Source organism: Campylobacter sp. IFREMER_LSEM_CL2090 (genome assembly GCF_025771865.1).
In the GTDB taxonomy this organism is placed as follows: Bacteria; Campylobacterota; Campylobacteria; order Campylobacterales; family Campylobacteraceae; genus Campylobacter_D; species Campylobacter_D lari_D.
The window spans coordinates 58,120-75,605 of sequence record NZ_JAKMRA010000003.1; the positions used below are offsets into that span (position 1 = coordinate 58,120).

The window sequence follows — 17,486 nt, forward strand, 5'->3', positions numbered from 1 at the left end:
CCTTTTGGGTTATAGTTTGATTCCGTTTTCTCTTAGTGCTTCAGCTAATGCTGCAATAACACCATGGTATAAATAACCATTTCTATCAAACACTGCTTCTTCTATGTTTTTAGCTTTTAAAACTTTTGCAAATTCAGCTGCTATTTTTTTAGCACCTTCTTTATTTGCTTTAACACCAATTTTTCTTCCATCTACTGCTGCTAAAGTTACTGCTTTAACATCATCGATAGCTTGGATATATAAAGTTCTGTTTGATTTAAAAACAGAAACTCTTGGAAGAGCTTGTGTTCCTGAAATTTTTGCTCTAATTCTTTTTTTTCTTTTAATTCTTAAAGATATTTTTCTTTTTAATACATTTGCTCTCATATTCTATCCTTACTTCTTAGATGTCTTACCAGCTTTGCGGATAATACGCTCATCTGAATATTTAACACCTTTTCCTTTGTAAGGCTCAGGTGGTCTAAATTCACGAATTTGAGCAGCAACTTGACCTACCACTTGTTTATCACTACCTTTGATAATAACATTATTTTTATCAACGGTAATTTCTATGCCTTCTGGAATAGCATAGTTGATAGGATGAGAAAAACCTAAAGCAAGTTCAAGAACTTTACCTTTTAATGCAGCTTTATAACCAACACCATTGATTTCTAAAGTTTTGCTAAAACCATCAGTTAAACCGATGATGATGTTTTGAGCTAAAGCTCTATAAGTTCCCCAATAAGCTCTACTTTGTCTATCTTCACCTTTAGGAGAGAAAAGAATTTGTGCTTCTTTAATCTCAACATTAACATTTGCTTTTGTATCAAGCTCTTTTGCTAAATTTCCTTTTTTGAATTTTAGCAAGTTACCTTCTAATTTTACTTCTACTCCACTTGGAATAGCAACTGGTTGTTTACCTATACGAGACATTCATTTTTCCTTTTTACTTGTCTACGATATGACTACTTTATAAGAATGGATACCGAATACCATAAAAAGTAGAAACTCTTACCAAATAGTACATAAAACTTCGCCGCCAACGCCTGCTTTATAAGCTTCGTCGTTAGCTAAAACACCTTTTGAAGTGCTTACTACGATAGTACCATAACCGTTTTTAAATCTTTTGATCTCATCTTTGCCTTTATAAACACGACGACCAGGTTTAGAAATACGCTTAACTTCATTAATTACGCTTTTGCCTTTTTCATCATATTTTAAAACTACATTGATGAATTTCTTTTTATCCTCTTCAATAACATTAAAGCTTTCAATATAGCCTTTAGCTTGGAAAATTCCAAGTAAAGCTTCGATAACTTTAGAATGCAAAAGTTGAGTAGTCTCTAATCTTCTCATCCCTGCATTTCTAATTCTTGTTAGTGAATCTGAAATTAAATCATTTATCATGGTTCTTTCCTCTTACCAACTTGCTTTTTTAAGACCAGGAATTAAACCTTCATTTGCCATTTTTCTTAAGCAAACTCTACAAATTCCAAAATCTCTATAAACTGAATGTGGTCTTCCACAAATTTGGCATCTAGTATACCCTCTAACGCTAAATTTAGGTTTGCGGGCAGCTTTTGCAATCATTGATTTTTTAGCCATATTACTTTCCTTTTGCAAATGGCACGCCAAATAATTCTAATAATTTTTGTGCCTCTTTATCTGATTTTGCTGTTGTAACGATAGAAATGTTCATACCATGAGTTCTTAAGATTTTATCATATTCAACTTCTGGGAACATTAACTGCTCATCTAAACCAAAGTTATAGTTTCCTCTTCCATCAAAACCATCTCTTGGAAGACCTCTAAAGTCTTTAACACGAGGAAGAGCTATAGTAATAAGCTTATCTAAGAAAGCATACATATTGTCTTTTCTTAATGTTACCATTACACCTACTGGGAAGCCTTCTCTTACTTTAAAACCAGCAACTGATTTTTTAGCTTTTGTGATAACTGCTTTTTGCCCAGCGATCAATGAAATAGTATCTGCAACATTTTGTAATACTTTTTGATCTTTTGCCAATTCCCCAGCACCTACACTGATTACAACTTTTTCAATAAAAGGAACAAGCATAGGATTTTTAATATCAAATTCTTTAACTAAAGCAGGTTTGATATTTTGAGTATATTTTTCTTTCAATCTCATCATCTTATTCTCCTGCCTTTGCTACATTTGAAATATCCATTGGCATTTCTTTATTGATAAAACCGCCATTTGGATTTTTATCACTTGGCTTAACAGCTTTTTTAGCGATTTTACAACCCTCAACAATTACTTTATTTGTCTTAGGAAATACTGCTAAAACTTTACCTGTTTTGCCTTTGTCATCGCCTGCGATAACTTTTACCATATCATTCTTTTTAATTTTTAATTTCATTACAACACCTCCGGTGCTAGTGAAACAATTTTCATAAAGCCACCATATCTTACTTCACGACCTACTGGTCCAAAAATACGCGTTCCGATAGGCTCTCTTTTAGCATCAAGAATAACTGCTGCATTTTCATCAAAACGAATTAAAGAACCATTGTCTCTATGAATTTCTTTTTTAGTTCTAACGATAACTGCTTTTACTACTTGACCTTTTTTAACTTTACCATTTGGTAGAGCTTTTTTTACAGATGCAACGATTACATCACCAACAGTAGCGTATCTTCTTTTGCTACCACCTAAAACCTTAATACACATTAATTCTTTTGCACCGCTATTATCAGCAACTGCAAGCCTAGTAAAACTTTGAATCATTACTCAACTCCTGCTGATACTATAGTTTTTAAGCGAAATGATTTTCTCTTAGAAAGTGGTCTACATTCAATAGCAACTACAGTATTTCCCACTTTAAGTTCATTTCTTTCATCATGAATTAAATATTTTTTAAAGCGTTTTACGATTTTTCTGTATTTTGGGTGAACCACTTTTCTTTCAACCAAAATTGTTGCTGTTTTATCTCCAGCAATTTGAACAACAACGCCTTGAATTTCTCTTTTAAATGCCATTTTCTATCCTTATTTTAAAGCGCTAATTGCAGTATTGATTCTAGCGATGTCTTTTTTAACTTCGCTAATCTCTTTAGGATTAGTTAGCTGCATTGTTTTTAGCTTTTGTCTTAAAGTAAATAAAAGCACCTTTTTTTCTTTTAGCATTGTTGCAAGCTCACCTGCTGTTTTATCTTTAATCTCAGTATATTTCATTTTGGCTCTCTCTTGTAACAAACTTAGTTTTAAATGGCAATTTATGCATCGCTAAAGTTAAAGCTTGTCTTGCCATTTCTTCATTAACCCCTGCCATTTCATAAATAATACGACCTGGTTTAATGTTCATTACCCATTCCTCAACTGCACCTTTACCTTTACCCATACGAGTTTCTAAAGGTTTTTTAGTTAGAGGTTTATCTGGGAAAACTCTAATCCAAGTTTTACCTTGTCTTTTTACAAAACGAGTTAAAGCAATACGAGCTGCTTCGATTTGGCGTGAATTGATACGGCCAGCTTCAGTTGCTTTTAGGGCAAAATCACCAAAAGTAAATTCAGTCCCTCTGTTGGCATAACCTCTGTTACGCCCTTTCATCATTTTACGATATTTTGTTCTTTTTGGCATTAACATGATTATTTACCTCTTCTTGCTCTTCTAGTTTTTTTAGCTGGAGCGTTTTCTTCGGTTTTTTCAGGTTGAACACCCTTTTGTAAAACTTCACCTTTGAAGATCCACACTTTAATACCTATATTTCCATAAGTAGTATGTGCTTCTGCAAAACCATAATCGATTTTTGCTCTTAAAGTGTGAAGTGGAACACGACCTTCTAGGTACCATTCAGTTCTTGCCATTTCAGCACCACCTAAACGGCCTGAAACTGAAACTTTAATCCCTTTAGCACCTGCTTTTTGCGCTCCTTGAATTACTTTTTTCATTGCTCTTCTAAAAGCAATTCTTTTTTCAAGTTGAGTAGCAACACTTTCAGCTGCAAGCTGAGCTGAAGCACCTGCTTTTCTTTCTTCTTTGATATTAATATTAACTTCTTTTTTGATTAAATCTTGAAGTTCTTTTCTTAAAATATCAACATCACTACCTTTTTTACCAATAATAATCCCTGGTCTTGCAGCTACAACAGTTACTCTTAATTTTTTCGCTGTTCTTTCTACAAGAATTTGGCTAATTCCTGCATAATAAAGTTTTCTTTTTAAGAAAGTTCTGATTTTATAATCTTCACCAATATTTTCTGCTAAATTAGCTTTTGTAGGAAACCATCTTGATTCCCAATTTCTATTAATTCCTAGTCTTAAACCAATCGGATTTACTTTTTGTCCCATATTAGCTTTCCTTTTTCACTGATGCTTTTTTAGCTTTTGTAGTTTTTTCAGCACTTGCTTCTACTTTACTAACTTCTACCAAAATGTGTGAAGTTGGCTTTCTAATAAGACTAGCACTTCCTCTAGCTCTTGGTCTAAATCTTTTTAAAACCGCACCAGCATCAACACGACAACTTGAAACAACAACTTCATTTGCTTCAAATCCGCCATTTGCTACAGCACTTGAAATAGCGTTTGCTATAAATTTAGCACCTTTATTTGGCATAAATTTCAAACTAGCTAATGCAAGCTCTGCATTCATACCTTGAACTTCTCTAGCAATCAATCTCGCTTTAGTTGGAGATAATCTTATGAATTTAATTAACGCTCTACTCATAAATCTCCCTTACTTACCTATTTTTTTCTGAACAGAGCCTTTATGACCCTTAAATGTTCTAGTAGGTGCAAATTCACCTAATTTGTAACCGATATGATTTTCAGTAATATATACTGGGATAAAGCTTTTTCCATTATGAACATTAAAAGTTAAACCTATCATATCAGGTATAATAGTGCTGCGTCTTGACCAAGTTTTAATTGGCTTACCATCGTTAGCTTTTTTAGCAGCGATGACTTTTTTCATTACATGGTCATCAACAAAAGGACCTTTTTTTAGTGACCTAGCCATCTTACTTTCCTTTTCTTCTTGAAATTATTAGCTTATCGCTAGCTTTTTTACGGCGAGTTTTAGCACCTTTAGTTGGTTTACCCCATGGAGTAACTGGATGACGGCCTGAATTTTTCTTACCTTCACCCCCACCGTGCGGGTGATCAACTGGGTTCATCGCAGAACCTCTTGTTTGAGGACGAATACCTCTATGGCGGTTTCTTCCTGCTTTACCGATAGTCACATTTGACCATTCTTCATTACCAACTTCACCGATACTTGCCATACATTCAGCTAAAACTTGTCTCATTTCACCACTTGCAAGTCTTAAGATAACATATTTTTCTTCTTTACCCATTAATTGAGCATAAGCACCCGCTGAACGGATCATTTGTCCGCCTTTGCCCGGTTTTAACTCGATATTGTGTACGATAGTACCCACTGGGATGTTTCTTAATTTCATTGCATTACCTGGTTTAATGTCAAGTCCGCTTTCAGCAGCACAAATAACATCACCAACGCTTAAACCTTTTGGTTGTAAGATGTATCTTTTTTCACCATCTCTATAAGAGATTAATGCAATACGACAATTTCTGTATGGATCATACTCGATTGCTTCAACTTTACCTTCAATACCAAATTTTCTTCTTTTAAAATCTATAATTCTGTAAAGTTTTTTAGCACCTGCTTCTTTATGACGGCTTGTGATTCTACCATTATTGTTACGACCTGCATGAGCTGGAAGTTTTACAAGTAATGAACGCACACTAGCTTTTGCTGTGATATCATCAGAGCTTACACCTGTGATGTATCTTCTACTTGGAGTATATGGTTTATAAGTTTTAATTGCCATCTTATGCCTCCGAACTTTCTAAGCTCACACCTTCTGGTAGCTTAACATAGAATTTTTTAAAGCTATTTCTTTGACCTTCACGACCTCTAAAACGCTTTACTTTTCCATCCATTTTTAAAGAATTAATTCTTACTGGAGTTACACCAAAATATTCTCTTAAAACTTCTTTTAAACCATTTTTAGTCATTTTTGGAGAAGTTTGAATAACTACAACACCTTGCTCTTGAAGGTTTAAGCTTTTTTCAGTGTAAAGTATTGTTTTTATATCAGTAATATCTGCCATTTTAACCCTCTTTTACGATAGATTCAAGCGCTGCTTTTTCAATGATAACAGCATTAAATACAGATACTAAATAAGCATTTACTTCGCTAATATCAACTACATAGCAATTTGCTAAGTTTCTAAAAGCAAGAAGTGTTTTTTCATCTAGTAAATCTTTTACAATTAAAGCATCTTTTAAACCAAGCTTTTTAATAACTGCATTTGCATCTTTTGTTTTACCGCTTTCAATGCTTAAACTATCTACTGAGAATAATGCATTGTTTTGTGCTTTATCAGCCAATGCTCTTTCAAGCGCTAAGCGTTTTTGTTTTTTATTAACTTTTTGGAAATAATTACGATTGTTTGTAGGGCCAAATGCTACAGCACCACCAACCCAAACATTCGTTCTTGTTGAACCTGCTCTTGCACCACCACGACCTTTTTGTCTCCATGGTTTTTTACCACCACCACTTACATCGCTTCTACCTTTAGTATGAGCTGTGTTTGCTCTAAGGCTAGCAAGATAAGATTTTACATATAAATAAAGGTTGTGAGGATTAACTTCTGCATATTTTGCTGGAAGATCGAGTTCACTAGCTTTTTCAAATTTATCATTTAAAACAGTTACTTTACTCATTTTGCAATCCTTATTTTACCCATAGCACCATTAAATCCTGGTACCGCACCTTTTACTACTAAGATGCCATTTTCTTCATCAAATGAAACTACTTCATTTTTAACAGTAACTTTTACATTACCATAATGACCTGCCATTTTCATACCTGGTTGAACACGACCTGGCCATTCGCGGTTACCGATTGATCCGTGGCGTCTGTGGAATCTTGAACCGTGACTTGCAGGACCTCCGGCAAATCCGTGTCTTTTAACAACCCCACTATAACCTCTACCTTTAGAATTAAAGCTCACTTTTAAGATAGAAGCTTCTTTTAAAGGATTAAGATCAATATCACCTGCTTCTGTGTTTGCTACTTCTAAAGAAGCAAATCTATTATATTCAGCTGAAAGATTGTATTTTTTTTGCTGACCCGCAATGCATTTATTATTTGCTTTGCCTTTTACATAAGCAACCAAAGCTTTTCCATTTTCTACTTCACATACTTTAGTTTGAACAAGTTTAAGTAAGGTTACAGGAATGCTTGGTGTGCTGATTGTTCTACTCATACCAATTTTTTCTACAATGTATTCCATATTCTATCCTTATTTACCCATAGCTCTTACTTCAACATTGACCTCTGGAGCCAAGTCAAGCTTAGTGAGTGAATCTACTGTATCTGGAGTAGCTGCTACAATATCAAGCATACGAGCATGAATTCTCATCTCAAATTGTTCGCGTGAATCTTTATTGATGTGTGGAGATTTCAAAACTGTATATCTTTTGATTTTTGTAGGCATTGGCACTGGACCTCTGATGTCAGCACCTGTTCTTTTAACAGCTTCTACAATTGCTGCAACTGTGCGATCTAGAACTCTGTGGTCATAAGCTTTTAGCTTAAGCCTGATTCTTTCCATATTTTTTCCTTTGTAAAGAACTCGTTAGACCCATAAGAATCTAACCACCATATAAAATGATGTTGAAATTATATAAAAAGAGCCTTTGCTATGTCAAGAAATTTATGCATTTTTTTTAATTATTTTCCTTTTAAAAAGGATAAAAATTAAATTTTATAAAATTTACAAGATTTTTTATACATTAAGAAAATCTAAGAAAAAATATAGTATGATTTCAAAATCTAAAGGGGCATTAGCTCAGCTGGGAGAGCACAACGCTGGCAGCGTTGGGGTCAGCGGTTCGAACCCGCTATGCTCCACCATTAATTACAAAGAAATTTATGAAATCACTACAATTTTTTTACGATAATTACCCAAAATTTCAAAAATTTGATGAAAGAAAAATTCAAATTCAAACCCATAAAAACATCATTATAAAAGGTGGTTTTGCAAGTGGTAAGAAAAATTTAATTTTAAATTTTTTATCTTTGTACAAAAGTGAAAATATACTTTTTATCGATTGTGATGATTTGAAATTTCAAGCAAGTGCTTTGGTAAATTTAAATTCGTTTTTAACCTATAATCCACAGATTAAATTTTTAGCACTTTGCAACTTTGCTCATAATTTTGACTTTGCCAGTTTAAAACACCTTAATTTGCAAATCATAATAAGCGTTTGTGATAGCAATTTTCATTTAGATTATTTTGAAGAACTTCATTTAGATTATTTAGACTTTGAAGAATTTTTAAGCTTAAACAAAAAATACGCTGACACTAAAACCATGGTAAGTTATTTTTTACATACAGGACGCAATGTGATTTTAAATCACAACTTTAACACAAACTCATCATACTTAAGAAGTTTTTACACTCCATTAGAGCTTACCATACTCAAACAAATTGCCTTAGAACTCGGGAATGAATTTAGCGTTAATGAGCTATTAAAAACACTAAAAAATACTATAAAAATTTCCAAAGATACCTTATATAAAAGCATAGAAAAACTAGAATCAAACTACACTTTGTATTTTGTAAAAAATCTTGAAAAGAATTTAAAAAAAATATATTTTTGGGACTTTTCACTAAAAAATTCTCTAAGCATACAAAAAGACTTTAGTGCTTTGTTTGAAAATTTGATTTTAAGCGAGTTGTTTAAATTTGAACAAGAAATTTTTTATACCAAATATTTTGATTTTTACTTACCAAGTCTTAAAAATGCATTTTTATGCTCGCCCTTTAAAGATAAAGATTTACTTAGTTTAAAAGTCAAAAAAATACTTAGTAAAAATCAACTCGCACTTTCGACTATTTATATCATCACGCTTTCACAAAGAGATGAGTTTTTCATAGAAGGGGTGCATGTGATGATTTTACCTTTTGATGAGTGGGCTTTAGGAAATTAATCTAACTCATCAAGCTTATGTTGATTTATGATAGAAATAATAAGCTTAGTATAATTACTTTTGATCTCTGAGTATTTTTCCAAATGACTTGCCGCTTCTTTGCCATCAAGTTTTTCATTTTGATTTATAGCATCCCACCGCCAAGCTCTAAATTCCTTATAAGCATCATGACGATTTAAATTTAGCAAGTATGAATCCACGCTTTCTTGCAAGGTATCAAATATACGAATTTTATGAGTTTTACCTTCACTTCTTTCTTTTGGAATCAAACCTTTCTCGCCCCAAGTCCATTCTCCAAATAAATTATTTGCTTCTTTAGCAAAACGACTTGTACCAGTTGCGCTTTCAATAATTGCTTGAGCTATGGCTAAAGATTTTGGAACTTTTTGGATACGCAGTTGGTATTCCTTGTGATCGTATAAATTTTTAACGCGATATTTTTCTTTTAAAAACCATAGTTTTTGCACAGCATTAGAATTTAGTTTTCTAAAATTACTCTTTAAAGCTTCCTCAAAAAAAATATCTATAAATTCTTTTTCATTTTCAATTTCTTTGAAAGAAACATCCAACAAAGCATTGATTTTTTTGATAAAAACTTCACGCTTTTCTTTTATACTTAAAGCATAATAATATTTATCAAAACCTGCTATAAATTCAGCTTTTAAAAATAAAAAACTACTAAGTAAAATTATAATCAGCTTCAAAACAGCACTTTACCTTTCCTCTGAAAAATATTTGATCATCCTCTAATCTAAAATATAAATTTTCTTTGCTTTTTGGTTTTACTAAAATATCATCTTTAACTTTTTGATTTAAATAAGCAAGATAAAAACAAGCTCCCATACCTGTACCACAAGCTAAAGTCTCATCTTCTACCCCGCGTTCATAGGTTCTAACTCTTATAAATTCTTCATTTTCTATTTTAGCAAAATTAACATTTGCATTATATTTTTTACGCACTTCTTTGCATAAATTTACATCAAATTCATTTAAATCATCAACAAAAGTCACCATATGTGGCACACCTGTATTACATCCTTGCCAAATTCTATCTTTATGTTTAAAAGCTTCTTTAATATCCTTCACTCCACTTAATTTAATCTCTACCATGTCATCATCAACAAATGATTTTATAAGTCCTGCTCCAGTTAAAAAATTTAAATATTGTGATTTTTTTAGATAATGATGAGCAAAATGAGCTGCTGCACGCGATCCATTACCACACATATTTGCTTTACTACCATCGCAATTATAAAATTCCCATTCAAAATCATATCTATCATGAGGTACAACTACTATAAGTCCATCAGCACCTATGCCCTCATAACGATTACAAAGAATTCTAGCTAACTCGCTACGATCTTTTTTTTCACCATCTGCAAATACTACAAAATCATTTCCGCTTGCACAATATTTATAAAATTTCATTTTTAACCTTTAAAGTATGTTTTAAAAAATTTAGCACATTTTCTTCAAATTTTTCATAACTTGAAATATTTTTTATCACAAAATCTGCTTTTTTTAGTTTTTCTTCTATATCAAGTTGCAAATTAATTCTTTTTAAGGCTTCATTTTCATCTAAATTATCTCTTTGTATTAATCTTTTTAATAAAATTTCTTTTGGAGCATAAATCAATATACTTTTTCCTAGATCTTGATAATGATTATTTTCAAAAAATAAAGGCAATTCTATAAAAAAAGCCTTGTTTTTTTTATCTAAAATTAGTGCTTTTTGTAAAATTTCTTCTTTGATTTTAGGATGTAAAAAACCTTCTAACTTTTTTTTGGCGTTTAAATCATTAAATACAATAGCACCAAGCTTTTTTCTATCTATTTTTCCTGCTATAAGTAAATCATCATTATCAAAAAGCTTAGCTATGGAATTTGCATTTTCATTTAAAAGCTCATGAGCTATCACATCTGCACTTAAAGTATCAAAACCCAAATTTTGAACTATTTTTATAAAGCTTGACTTTCCACCTGCTATACTTGAAGTCACAAAATAAGCATTTTGCATAATTTAACCTTAAAATATTTTTAGTTAAAATACCTTTTAAATTCTTAAAGGAAGATAAATGAATATAAGCTATGAAGATGCGGGTGTAAGTATAGATAATGGTAATACTTTTGTAGAAGCAATCAAGCCTTTAGTAAAAGAAACTTTTAATGAAAATGTTTTAGGTGGCATAGGCTCTTTTTCGGGTGCTTTTGCCATGCCAAGTGGTTTTAAAAATCCTGTTATGCTAGCAGCAACAGATGGGGTAGGCACAAAGTTGCGTCTTGCTATTGATAGTCAAAAATTTGACACCATAGGCGAAGATTTAGTAGCAATGTGCGTGAATGATTTAATTTGCAATTTTGCTACGCCTTTGTTTTTTCTAGACTATTATGCAAGTGCAAAGTTAGATGTAGAAGTAGCTAAAAAGGTTGTAGCAGGGATTGCTAATGGTTGTAAAAAAGCAAATTGTGCCTTAATAGGCGGAGAAACTGCTGAAATGCCTGGAATGTATCATAACAATGACTTTGACTTAGCAGGTTTTTCAGTGGGCATGGCTGAAAAAGATGAAATAGATAGAAGAAATTTTGTAAAAAATGGAGATATTTTACTAGCTTTGCCTAGTAGTGGGCTTCATTCTAATGGATATTCTTTAGCTAGAAAAGTATTATTTGAAGCACAAAAGCTTAAATTTGATGATAAAATAGATGGTAAAAATTTAATCGATATTTTACTTGAACCTACAAGAATTTATGTAAAAGACTTTTTAAAATTAAAACCTTTCATCAATGCACTAGCTCATATAACAGGTGGTGGTTTAGTAGAAAATTTACCTAGAGTTTTTCCAAGAGGAATAGGTGCTATTATTAGAAAACATCATCTAAAAACTCCTGAAATTTTTTATCAAATAGGCCAAAGCGTAGAAGAAGCTGAAATGTATAGAAGCTTTAACATGGGTGTGGGCTTAGTTATGGTGGTAGATCCATCTAATGTAGGAAAAGTTTTAGAGAACTCAGGTGCTTATGTAATAGGCGAAGTTGTGCTAAATGAAGGGGTTGTTTTAGAGTAAAATCTCTTAGACTTTCTAAGAGATTTTATTTTTTAGTTTAGCGGATGAAGTTCATTTGCATAAAAGCTTATTGAATTCATACCTTCTTTGATAGCCCATTCATAAGCTTTTACTACAAATTCCCAGTTAATGTGTGCGTAGAATTTTTCTAAATACGCAGGGCGTGCATTACGGTGATCTACATAGTAAGCATGCTCCCACACATCAACTACTAAAAGTGGAACTTTACCTTCAGTGATAGGTGTAGCAGCATTGCTTGTAGCTACTAATTCTAATTTTTGATTTTGAGTGTTATAAACTAGCCAAAACCAACCAGAACCAAATACTCCTGTAGCTCCTTTGATGAATTCTTCTTTTAAATTTTCCATAGAACCAAAGTCTTTTTCAACCGCTGCTTTAAACTCATCACTTAAAGAACAGCCACAACCACAGCATGTTTTTGGCTTAATGCAGTCAAAATAAAAGTCATGATTATACACTTGAGCAGCGTTGTTAAAAATTCCGCCATTTGAGTTTTGTATGATATAAACTAAATCTTTTCCTGCAAATTCAGTATCTTTGATAAGATTGTTTAGGTTGTTTACATAAGTTTGATGGTGTTTGCCATGATGAAATGCAAAAGTTTCTGCACTCAAAAAGTCTCCAAAAGCGTCTGCTTCATAAGGTAGTTTTCTTAATTCAAACATATTGTTCTCCTTTTTTTAAATTTTATAGCATTCTAACATAGTTAAGTTAAAAAAGACTAAATGAGTCTTTATTTTTCAAAAAGTATTACTTTGCCTTGTTCTAAGCTTTTTGCTACATCGATAATGCGTTGGTTTTTACTACCTTTAAATTTTAAAGATAAGTCTTTTTGCTCTAAAATAAACTTCCCATCTATCAAAACATCAGCCAAGATAAGCAATTCTTTCATAGCTTGTTCTTGCAATAGCTCTTCATAAGTAAAACCTGTATATATAGTAAGATCAAGTCCTAAAGCCTTAATGTGTTTTGCTAGAATACTTAAATTTTTTGCTTGCATAAAAGGCTCCCCGCCACTAAAAGTAACACCTTGGAGTAAAGGATTTTTACAAATATCATCATACAAACTTGCTAAATCTTGCAAATATCCTTTGTTAAAATCATGTGTTTGTGGATTATGACAACCTTTGCAATGATGAGGGCAGCCTTGAGTAAAAATCACATAACGCAAACCATAGCCATCGACTATGGATTCTTTTATGACACCGGCTAATCTAAGAAAAATCGTGTTTAATTCTTGCATGAACTTCAGCTTTTTTAGCGTCATTAAAACGATCAAGCGTTCCTACTAAATAACCCGTGATTCTTCTTATGCGTTCAAATTTAATATCATCTTCTTTTCTATGGCACTTTGGACAAAACTCATCTATCACACCACTATAACCACATACCGGATCTCTATCTAGCGGGAAATTAATCGAACCATAGCCTATATTGCTTTCTTTCATACATTTTATAATGCGTTCAAAACTTTCTAAATTCTTACTCACATCGCCGTTTAATTCTACATAAGTAATATGCCCGCCATTATTTAACTCATGATATGGGGATTCTATTTGAATTTTTTCATATATACTAATAGGAAAATCTACAGGAATATGAAAAGAATTAGTATAAAAATCTTTATCGGTTATGCCTTTTAAAATGCCGTATTTTTTTTGATCTAGTTTTAAAAATCTTCCACTTAAACCCTCAGCCGGGGTAGCTATGAGTGAAAAATTCAGTTTGTCTTTGAGTGCTTTTTCATCGACAAATTCACGCATAAAACGCACGATTTGCAAACCTAAATCCCTTGCTTCTTGACTTTGTCCATGATGAGAACCTACTAAAGCTATTAAACTCTCACAAAGTCCTATATAACCTATAGCTAAAGTCCCGTGTGCTATGATTTTTTCTACGCTATCATTTTCTTTTAAAGAATCTGAATCTATCCAAATTCCCTCGCCCATTAAAAATGGGAAATTTTTAACCTTTTTTAGACTTTGAATTTTATATCTATGAAGTAATTGCTCATACACAAGCTCTAATTTTTCTTTTAAAAGTGAGTAAAAAAGCTCTAAATTTCCTTTGGCTTCTATGGCTAAACGCACAAGGTTTATACTTGTAAAGCTTAAATTTCCCCTGCCACTTGTGATTTCTTTGCTCTCATCATAAACATTTGCCATAACCCTAGTTCTACAACCCATATAAGCTACTTCACTATTATAATCACCCTTTTTATAGTATTTTGCATTAAAGCTTGCATCTAAAAAGCTAAAATTTGGAAAAAGTCTTTTAGAAGCACATTCTATAGCGAGTTTAAAAAGCTTGTAGTTTGGATCTTTTTCATTATAATTAATACCTTCTTTTACTTTAAAAATTTGCACAGGAAAAATTGGTGTTTCACCATTTCCTAAGCCTTTCATCGTGGCTTTGAGTAAATTTTCTATTACCATTTGCCCTTCAAAAGAAGTATCGGTGCCATAGTTTAGCGTGCTAAAAGGCACTTGAGCTCCTGCTCTTGAGTTCATAGTATTAAGATTATGCACCAAAGCTTCCATAGCTTGAAAAGTCGCATCTTGGGTTTGCTTTAATGCTCTTTTGTAAGCATAAGCATTTGCTTGTTTTAAAAAATTCTCATCACTATTTAAATCAAGCTTTAAAAGCTCTTTAAAGCATTCTTTTTCGCTTGAAACTTGAAAATTAGCATTTTTAAAGCATTGCTCATCTAAGTTTTGCTCTAATTTTATTTCAAAAAAAGCATTTATAGCCTTTTTATACTCTTTTTGAAAAGTCTTTGCCACACCCTTTGCCATAGCAAAATCAAAATTTAGTATAGATTGACCTCCATGCATTTCATTTTGATTAGCCTGTAAAGCAATGCAAGCTAAAGAAGCGTAGGATCTAATATCATTTGGCTCACGCAAACTTCCATGTCCAGTGCTAAAACCATTTTCAAAAAGCTTCAACAAGTCTATTTGACAACAAGTTTGTGTTAGCATATAAAAGTCTTTATCGTGTATATGTATATCGCCATTTTTATGTGCATTTGCGATATGTTTTGGTAAAATACACTCATCTACATAGTATTTTGCTCCTTCTGAACCATATTTTAACATCATACCCATAGCACTATCTGAGTTGATATTAGCATTTTCTCTTTTTAAATCAGCTTCTTTAGAATCTTTGAAAGTTAAATCATCATACAAATTTAGCAAATCATAGCTACCATTGCGGATTTGTGTTCTTTTTTGGCGGTATAATATATAAGATTTTGCAGTATTGATTAAAGCATTTTTTATTAAAACCTCTTCAACTTTATCTTGAATTTGTTCTACCTGTGCATGATTTTCATCAAGTAAAGCTACAACCTCATCACAAAGCTTACCTAATTCATCATTTTCTAATTTTTTATCAGTAGAGTTTATATTGGCTCTAAAAATAGCATTTTTAATTTTAAAAATATCAAATGCAACTTGACTTTTATCTCTTTTTGTAATAAATTTTATTTTCATGTAAATTTTCCTAAAAAATAATCTCTAGAAGCTAAAAAATAACGCTTTATGAAGATAAGTTTAGTACAAAAACTTGATGAAAAACTTAAAAAGACAAAAGAAAAATTCACACAAAAATTGTGTGAATTTTGTTTATTCTAACTCTATACCTTTTACTGCATAAAGTTTATCAATACCACGATTTCCAAACATTTTTTCAGTATTACAATCCTTTTGGATATTCCACTCATCTAGCTCATGATGGAAATTTTTGCAATTGTGAAAAAGATATGCCATAGTAATTACATTTTGCACATCCCAATTCACAACACTATGCTCATACGCATGACAGTTTTCAAAATAATATGCCATTCTGGTAGTATTTGAAGTTTTCCAATGCAATAAAGAATGATTAAAATTAACACAATTAAAAAACATATAAGACATATCTTTTAAATTTTGAGTATCCCATTTTGATAAATCTTGATTAAAATTTTTGCAGTTAAAAAACATACTTGCCATATTTTCAACTTTAGAAACATTCCAGCGTGACAAATTTGCATTAAAACTTTCGCAACAATAAAACATATAAGACATATCTTTAGCATTTGATACATCCCAATGTTCAATACCTAAAAAATCCAATCTTTTAGAATAATAAAATACATAAGAAAAATCATCAATCAAAGATACATCAATATCCCTTAGAGAAATTCTTTCATTATGCACCAAATTCATTAACTCATTTTTGCTTTTAGGTCTATACATTTTGTCCTCCTTTTTGTATATTTTAAAAAACAAGTGTGAAGTCAATGTAAAAATTTACAAATTATTAACAATAACTTTCAATATATTAATAATAAGTATTTTAAAATAAACTTAATTTAAATAAGAGAAAACAAATAAAAAATATTTAAATTAAACAATGTAACTTTTTGTAAAATATGACAATGATTATCAAAAAAAGTGGATATAAAATAGTAAGTGGTGACCCATACGAGACTCGAACTCGTGTTACCGCCGTGAAAGGGCGATGTCCTAACCGCTAGACGAATGGGCCATTTTGCAGTTTTAAGATGAAATTATAACAATTTTTACTTAATAATTATTTAAGGCATTAAAAAATACCTTAAATATCGATTTCTATCCCTACAGGAGCATGATCTGAGCCAAAAATATCATCTCTTATAAAAGCATTTTTAATTTTATCTTTTAAGCCATTAGAAATGAAAAAATAATCAATCCTCCAGCCTACATTTCTTTCTCTTGCTTTCATTCTATAACTCCACCACGAATACTTTTCTTTAACATCGCCATTTATATGTCTAAAAGTATCTATAAAACCTAATTTTAATAAATCATCTATCCAAGCACGCTCAATCGGTAGAAAACCTGAAGTTTTTTCATTAGCTTTTGGGTGGGTTAAGTCTATCTCACGATGTGCGGTATTAACATCTCCACAGATGATAATTTCTTTACCTTCTTTTAAAAGTTTATCTAAATATACTAAAAAGTCATTATAAAATTTCATTTTAAAATTCAAACGCTCTTCATCTTTTTGACCATTTGGAAAGTAAATATTAAACAAAACTACATTTTTAAAGCTATGCTCTAAAACTCTACCCTCATCATCATCAAAAAACTCACATTTTTTGACTTCACAATCAAAATTACACAAGCTCATTACACCTGAATACCCTGCTCTTTTAGCACTATTTGAATACATATGTTTAAAAGGATACTCATAAATTCTTTTTGGAAATTTATCCTCGTGTGCTTTGATTTCTTGAAAACCTATAAAATCAATTTCTTCTTTTTCAATCCAATCAAGTGCATTTTTATCACAAATTGCCCTTAGGCCATTTACATTCCATGATAATAATTTCATAATTTAATCCTTAAACTTACAAAAAGCAAAATCATACCATAAAGATATTAAGTTAACCATTTTTATTTATAATTAA

The 17,486-nt window shown here is 31.6% G+C and carries 28 protein-coding genes and 2 tRNA genes; 3 read left to right on the forward strand and 27 right to left on the reverse strand.

Going from position 1 to position 17,486, the window contains the following annotated elements; genetic code table 11:
* Positions 1 to 9 precede the first annotated feature (9 nt).
* From rplR to rpsJ, 18 genes are all read right to left on the reverse strand, one after another.
* Positions 10 to 366 (reverse strand): 50S ribosomal protein L18, encoded by a 357-nt coding sequence (gene rplR / locus L8V85_RS02390; protein WP_039617157.1) that lies wholly within the window; start codon positions 364 to 366, stop codon positions 10 to 12.
* A gap of 9 nt (positions 367 to 375) precedes the next feature.
* Entirely contained in the window at positions 376 to 912 is a 537-nt protein-coding gene (gene rplF / locus L8V85_RS02395; RefSeq protein WP_220567001.1) for a 50S ribosomal protein L6, read from the reverse strand.
* A 78-nt stretch (positions 913 to 990) separates the two neighbouring features.
* Complete coding sequence (gene rpsH / locus L8V85_RS02400; RefSeq protein ID WP_039617152.1) at positions 991 to 1,386, reverse strand: 30S ribosomal protein S8; 396 nt, start codon at positions 1,384 to 1,386, stop codon at positions 991 to 993.
* A gap of 12 nt (positions 1,387 to 1,398) precedes the next feature.
* Positions 1,399 to 1,584 (reverse strand): type Z 30S ribosomal protein S14, encoded by a 186-nt coding sequence (locus L8V85_RS02405; RefSeq protein WP_012660824.1) that lies wholly within the window; start codon positions 1,582 to 1,584, stop codon positions 1,399 to 1,401.
* Between the two features lies 1 nt (position 1,585).
* Positions 1,586 to 2,131 carry a 50S ribosomal protein L5 gene (gene rplE, locus L8V85_RS02410; protein ID WP_133319134.1) on the reverse strand — a complete coding sequence of 182 codons (546 nt, stop codon included), beginning with the start codon at positions 2,129 to 2,131 and terminating at the stop codon, positions 1,586 to 1,588.
* 1 nt (position 2,132) lies between these two features.
* The gene (rplX, locus tag L8V85_RS02415; protein ID WP_012660822.1) at positions 2,133 to 2,360 is read right to left on the reverse strand and encodes a 50S ribosomal protein L24; all 228 of its coding nucleotides are present in this window, start codon (positions 2,358 to 2,360) and stop codon (positions 2,133 to 2,135) included.
* Complete coding sequence (rplN, locus tag L8V85_RS02420) at positions 2,360 to 2,728, reverse strand: 50S ribosomal protein L14 (protein WP_012660821.1); 369 nt, start codon at positions 2,726 to 2,728, stop codon at positions 2,360 to 2,362. Before rplN ends, rplX begins: the two co-directional genes overlap by 1 nt.
* On the reverse strand, positions 2,728 to 2,979 hold the full coding sequence (gene rpsQ / locus L8V85_RS02425; RefSeq protein ID WP_039617148.1) for a 30S ribosomal protein S17: 252 nt from the start codon (positions 2,977 to 2,979) through the stop codon (positions 2,728 to 2,730). The genes rplN and rpsQ overlap by 1 nt, the downstream gene beginning before the upstream one ends.
* A gap of 9 nt (positions 2,980 to 2,988) precedes the next feature.
* Positions 2,989 to 3,174, reverse strand: a complete 186-nt coding sequence (gene rpmC / locus L8V85_RS02430; RefSeq protein WP_012660819.1) for a 50S ribosomal protein L29 — start codon at positions 3,172 to 3,174, stop codon at positions 2,989 to 2,991.
* Entirely contained in the window at positions 3,161 to 3,586 is a 426-nt protein-coding gene (gene rplP, locus L8V85_RS02435; RefSeq protein WP_012660818.1) for a 50S ribosomal protein L16, read from the reverse strand. The genes rpmC and rplP overlap by 14 nt, the downstream gene beginning before the upstream one ends.
* Before the next feature lie 2 nt (positions 3,587 to 3,588).
* Positions 3,589 to 4,290 (reverse strand): 30S ribosomal protein S3, encoded by a 702-nt coding sequence (rpsC, locus tag L8V85_RS02440; protein WP_039617145.1) that lies wholly within the window; start codon positions 4,288 to 4,290, stop codon positions 3,589 to 3,591.
* A 1-nt stretch (position 4,291) separates the two neighbouring features.
* Positions 4,292 to 4,666 carry a 50S ribosomal protein L22 gene (gene rplV, locus L8V85_RS02445; protein ID WP_263737401.1) on the reverse strand — a complete coding sequence of 125 codons (375 nt, stop codon included), beginning with the start codon at positions 4,664 to 4,666 and terminating at the stop codon, positions 4,292 to 4,294.
* 9 nt (positions 4,667 to 4,675) lie between these two features.
* Positions 4,676 to 4,957 carry a 30S ribosomal protein S19 gene (rpsS, locus tag L8V85_RS02450; protein WP_039664929.1) on the reverse strand — a complete coding sequence of 94 codons (282 nt, stop codon included), beginning with the start codon at positions 4,955 to 4,957 and terminating at the stop codon, positions 4,676 to 4,678.
* A gap of 1 nt (position 4,958) precedes the next feature.
* Complete coding sequence (rplB, locus tag L8V85_RS02455) at positions 4,959 to 5,789, reverse strand: 50S ribosomal protein L2 (protein WP_039625087.1); 831 nt, start codon at positions 5,787 to 5,789, stop codon at positions 4,959 to 4,961.
* Between the two features lies 1 nt (position 5,790).
* Positions 5,791 to 6,072 carry a 50S ribosomal protein L23 gene (locus L8V85_RS02460; protein ID WP_039617139.1) on the reverse strand — a complete coding sequence of 94 codons (282 nt, stop codon included), beginning with the start codon at positions 6,070 to 6,072 and terminating at the stop codon, positions 5,791 to 5,793.
* Position 6,073: 1 nt separating this feature from the next.
* On the reverse strand, positions 6,074 to 6,688 hold the full coding sequence (gene rplD / locus L8V85_RS02465) for a 50S ribosomal protein L4 (RefSeq protein ID WP_039617137.1): 615 nt from the start codon (positions 6,686 to 6,688) through the stop codon (positions 6,074 to 6,076).
* Positions 6,685 to 7,260 (reverse strand): 50S ribosomal protein L3, encoded by a 576-nt coding sequence (gene rplC, locus L8V85_RS02470; protein ID WP_012660811.1) that lies wholly within the window; start codon positions 7,258 to 7,260, stop codon positions 6,685 to 6,687. Before rplC ends, rplD begins: the two co-directional genes overlap by 4 nt.
* Positions 7,261 to 7,269: 9 nt before the next feature.
* A complete protein-coding gene (gene rpsJ / locus L8V85_RS02475) occupies positions 7,270 to 7,581 on the reverse strand; it encodes a 30S ribosomal protein S10 (RefSeq protein ID WP_012660810.1) in 312 nt (103 codons plus the stop codon).
* A gap of 226 nt (positions 7,582 to 7,807) precedes the next feature.
* On the opposite strand from rpsJ, the gene L8V85_RS02480 reads away from it, so the two are divergent.
* Together L8V85_RS02480 and L8V85_RS02485 are read left to right on the forward strand one after the other, a co-directional pair.
* Positions 7,808 to 7,883 (forward strand) — tRNA-Ala (locus L8V85_RS02480).
* 18 nt (positions 7,884 to 7,901) lie between these two features.
* The gene (locus L8V85_RS02485; RefSeq protein WP_263661859.1) at positions 7,902 to 8,963 is read left to right on the forward strand and encodes an ATP-binding protein; all 1,062 of its coding nucleotides are present in this window, start codon (positions 7,902 to 7,904) and stop codon (positions 8,961 to 8,963) included.
* On the opposite strand, the gene L8V85_RS02490 is transcribed toward L8V85_RS02485, so the two are convergent.
* From L8V85_RS02490 to coaE, 3 genes are read right to left on the reverse strand one after another with little or no spacing between them, the layout of a single operon-like run.
* Positions 8,960 to 9,667 (reverse strand): glucosaminidase domain-containing protein, encoded by a 708-nt coding sequence (locus L8V85_RS02490; RefSeq protein WP_263659182.1) that lies wholly within the window; start codon positions 9,665 to 9,667, stop codon positions 8,960 to 8,962. The two genes, L8V85_RS02485 and L8V85_RS02490, sit on opposite strands and share 4 nt — an antisense overlap.
* On the reverse strand, positions 9,642 to 10,391 hold the full coding sequence (gene dapF, locus L8V85_RS02495; RefSeq protein ID WP_133319131.1) for a diaminopimelate epimerase: 750 nt from the start codon (positions 10,389 to 10,391) through the stop codon (positions 9,642 to 9,644). The genes L8V85_RS02490 and dapF overlap by 26 nt, the downstream gene beginning before the upstream one ends.
* On the reverse strand, positions 10,378 to 10,980 hold the full coding sequence (gene coaE / locus L8V85_RS02500) for a dephospho-CoA kinase (protein ID WP_133319130.1): 603 nt from the start codon (positions 10,978 to 10,980) through the stop codon (positions 10,378 to 10,380). Before coaE ends, dapF begins: the two co-directional genes overlap by 14 nt.
* A 58-nt stretch (positions 10,981 to 11,038) precedes the next feature.
* On the opposite strand from coaE, the gene purM reads away from it, so the two are divergent.
* Positions 11,039 to 12,028 (forward strand): phosphoribosylformylglycinamidine cyclo-ligase, encoded by a 990-nt coding sequence (gene purM, locus L8V85_RS02505; RefSeq protein ID WP_263665338.1) that lies wholly within the window; start codon positions 11,039 to 11,041, stop codon positions 12,026 to 12,028.
* A gap of 32 nt (positions 12,029 to 12,060) precedes the next feature.
* Here the strand turns inward: purM and sodB are convergent, their stop codons facing one another.
* The 6 genes from sodB to L8V85_RS02535 all read right to left on the reverse strand — a co-directional run bounded on the left by sodB (position 12,061) and on the right by L8V85_RS02535 (position 17,410).
* A complete protein-coding gene (gene sodB, locus L8V85_RS02510; RefSeq protein WP_263665337.1) occupies positions 12,061 to 12,714 on the reverse strand; it encodes a superoxide dismutase [Fe] in 654 nt (217 codons plus the stop codon).
* A gap of 68 nt (positions 12,715 to 12,782) precedes the next feature.
* Positions 12,783 to 13,292, reverse strand: a complete 510-nt coding sequence (gene nrdG, locus L8V85_RS02515) for an anaerobic ribonucleoside-triphosphate reductase activating protein (RefSeq protein ID WP_165955263.1) — start codon at positions 13,290 to 13,292, stop codon at positions 12,783 to 12,785.
* Positions 13,264 to 15,543 carry an anaerobic ribonucleoside triphosphate reductase gene (locus L8V85_RS02520; protein WP_263737402.1) on the reverse strand — a complete coding sequence of 760 codons (2,280 nt, stop codon included), beginning with the start codon at positions 15,541 to 15,543 and terminating at the stop codon, positions 13,264 to 13,266. The genes nrdG and L8V85_RS02520 overlap by 29 nt, the downstream gene beginning before the upstream one ends.
* 132 nt (positions 15,544 to 15,675) lie before the next feature.
* The gene (locus L8V85_RS02525; protein WP_263737403.1) at positions 15,676 to 16,290 is read right to left on the reverse strand and encodes a BspA family leucine-rich repeat surface protein; all 615 of its coding nucleotides are present in this window, start codon (positions 16,288 to 16,290) and stop codon (positions 15,676 to 15,678) included.
* Positions 16,291 to 16,507: 217 nt separating this feature from the next.
* A tRNA-Glu gene (locus L8V85_RS02530) sits at positions 16,508 to 16,582 on the reverse strand.
* Between the two features lie 69 nt (positions 16,583 to 16,651).
* Positions 16,652 to 17,410, reverse strand: a complete 759-nt coding sequence (locus L8V85_RS02535; protein ID WP_263665332.1) for an exodeoxyribonuclease III — start codon at positions 17,408 to 17,410, stop codon at positions 16,652 to 16,654.
* Positions 17,411 to 17,486 lie beyond the last annotated feature (76 nt).

Bases quoted from the DNA above. Each gene is read 5' to 3' on its own strand.
- rplC (WP_012660811.1), bottom strand. From the start codon at position 7,260: ATGGAATACATTGTAGAAAAAATTGGTATGAGTAGAACAATCAGCACA.
- L8V85_RS02405 (WP_012660824.1), bottom strand. From the start codon at position 1,584: ATGGCTAAAAAATCAATGATTGCAAAAGCTGCCCGCAAACCTAAATTT.
- L8V85_RS02520 (WP_263737402.1), bottom strand. From the start codon at position 15,543: ATGAAAATAAAATTTATTACAAAAAGAGATAAAAGTCAAGTTGCATTT.
- sodB (WP_263665337.1), bottom strand. From the start codon at position 12,714: ATGTTTGAATTAAGAAAACTACCTTATGAAGCAGACGCTTTTGGAGAC.
- rplP (WP_012660818.1), bottom strand. From the start codon at position 3,586: ATGTTAATGCCAAAAAGAACAAAATATCGTAAAATGATGAAAGGGCGT.
- nrdG (WP_165955263.1), bottom strand. From the start codon at position 13,292: ATGCAAGAATTAAACACGATTTTTCTTAGATTAGCCGGTGTCATAAAA.
- L8V85_RS02535 (WP_263665332.1), bottom strand. From the start codon at position 17,410: ATGAAATTATTATCATGGAATGTAAATGGCCTAAGGGCAATTTGTGAT.
- L8V85_RS02460 (WP_039617139.1), bottom strand. From the start codon at position 6,072: ATGGCAGATATTACTGATATAAAAACAATACTTTACACTGAAAAAAGC.
- coaE (WP_133319130.1), bottom strand. From the start codon at position 10,980: ATGCAAAATGCTTATTTTGTGACTTCAAGTATAGCAGGTGGAAAGTCA.
- rpsS (WP_039664929.1), bottom strand. From the start codon at position 4,957: ATGGCTAGGTCACTAAAAAAAGGTCCTTTTGTTGATGACCATGTAATG.
- rplF (WP_220567001.1), bottom strand. From the start codon at position 912: ATGTCTCGTATAGGTAAACAACCAGTTGCTATTCCAAGTGGAGTAGAA.
- rplE (WP_133319134.1), bottom strand. From the start codon at position 2,131: ATGATGAGATTGAAAGAAAAATATACTCAAAATATCAAACCTGCTTTA.
- dapF (WP_133319131.1), bottom strand. From the start codon at position 10,391: ATGAAATTTTATAAATATTGTGCAAGCGGAAATGATTTTGTAGTATTT.
- rplN (WP_012660821.1), bottom strand. From the start codon at position 2,728: ATGATTCAAAGTTTTACTAGGCTTGCAGTTGCTGATAATAGCGGTGCA.
- rpsH (WP_039617152.1), bottom strand. From the start codon at position 1,386: ATGATAAATGATTTAATTTCAGATTCACTAACAAGAATTAGAAATGCA.
- rplR (WP_039617157.1), bottom strand. From the start codon at position 366: ATGAGAGCAAATGTATTAAAAAGAAAAATATCTTTAAGAATTAAAAGA.
- rplX (WP_012660822.1), bottom strand. From the start codon at position 2,360: ATGAAATTAAAAATTAAAAAGAATGATATGGTAAAAGTTATCGCAGGC.
- rplV (WP_263737401.1), bottom strand. From the start codon at position 4,666: ATGAGTAGAGCGTTAATTAAATTCATAAGATTATCTCCAACTAAAGCG.
- rplD (WP_039617137.1), bottom strand. From the start codon at position 6,688: ATGAGTAAAGTAACTGTTTTAAATGATAAATTTGAAAAAGCTAGTGAA.
- L8V85_RS02525 (WP_263737403.1), bottom strand. From the start codon at position 16,290: ATGTATAGACCTAAAAGCAAAAATGAGTTAATGAATTTGGTGCATAAT.
- rpsC (WP_039617145.1), bottom strand. From the start codon at position 4,290: ATGGGACAAAAAGTAAATCCGATTGGTTTAAGACTAGGAATTAATAGA.
- rplB (WP_039625087.1), bottom strand. From the start codon at position 5,789: ATGGCAATTAAAACTTATAAACCATATACTCCAAGTAGAAGATACATC.
- rpmC (WP_012660819.1), bottom strand. From the start codon at position 3,174: ATGAAATATACTGAGATTAAAGATAAAACAGCAGGTGAGCTTGCAACA.
- rpsQ (WP_039617148.1), bottom strand. From the start codon at position 2,979: ATGGCATTTAAAAGAGAAATTCAAGGCGTTGTTGTTCAAATTGCTGGA.
- L8V85_RS02485 (WP_263661859.1), top strand. From the start codon at position 7,902: ATGAAATCACTACAATTTTTTTACGATAATTACCCAAAATTTCAAAAA.
- rpsJ (WP_012660810.1), bottom strand. From the start codon at position 7,581: ATGGAAAGAATCAGGCTTAAGCTAAAAGCTTATGACCACAGAGTTCTA.
- purM (WP_263665338.1), top strand. From the start codon at position 11,039: ATGAATATAAGCTATGAAGATGCGGGTGTAAGTATAGATAATGGTAAT.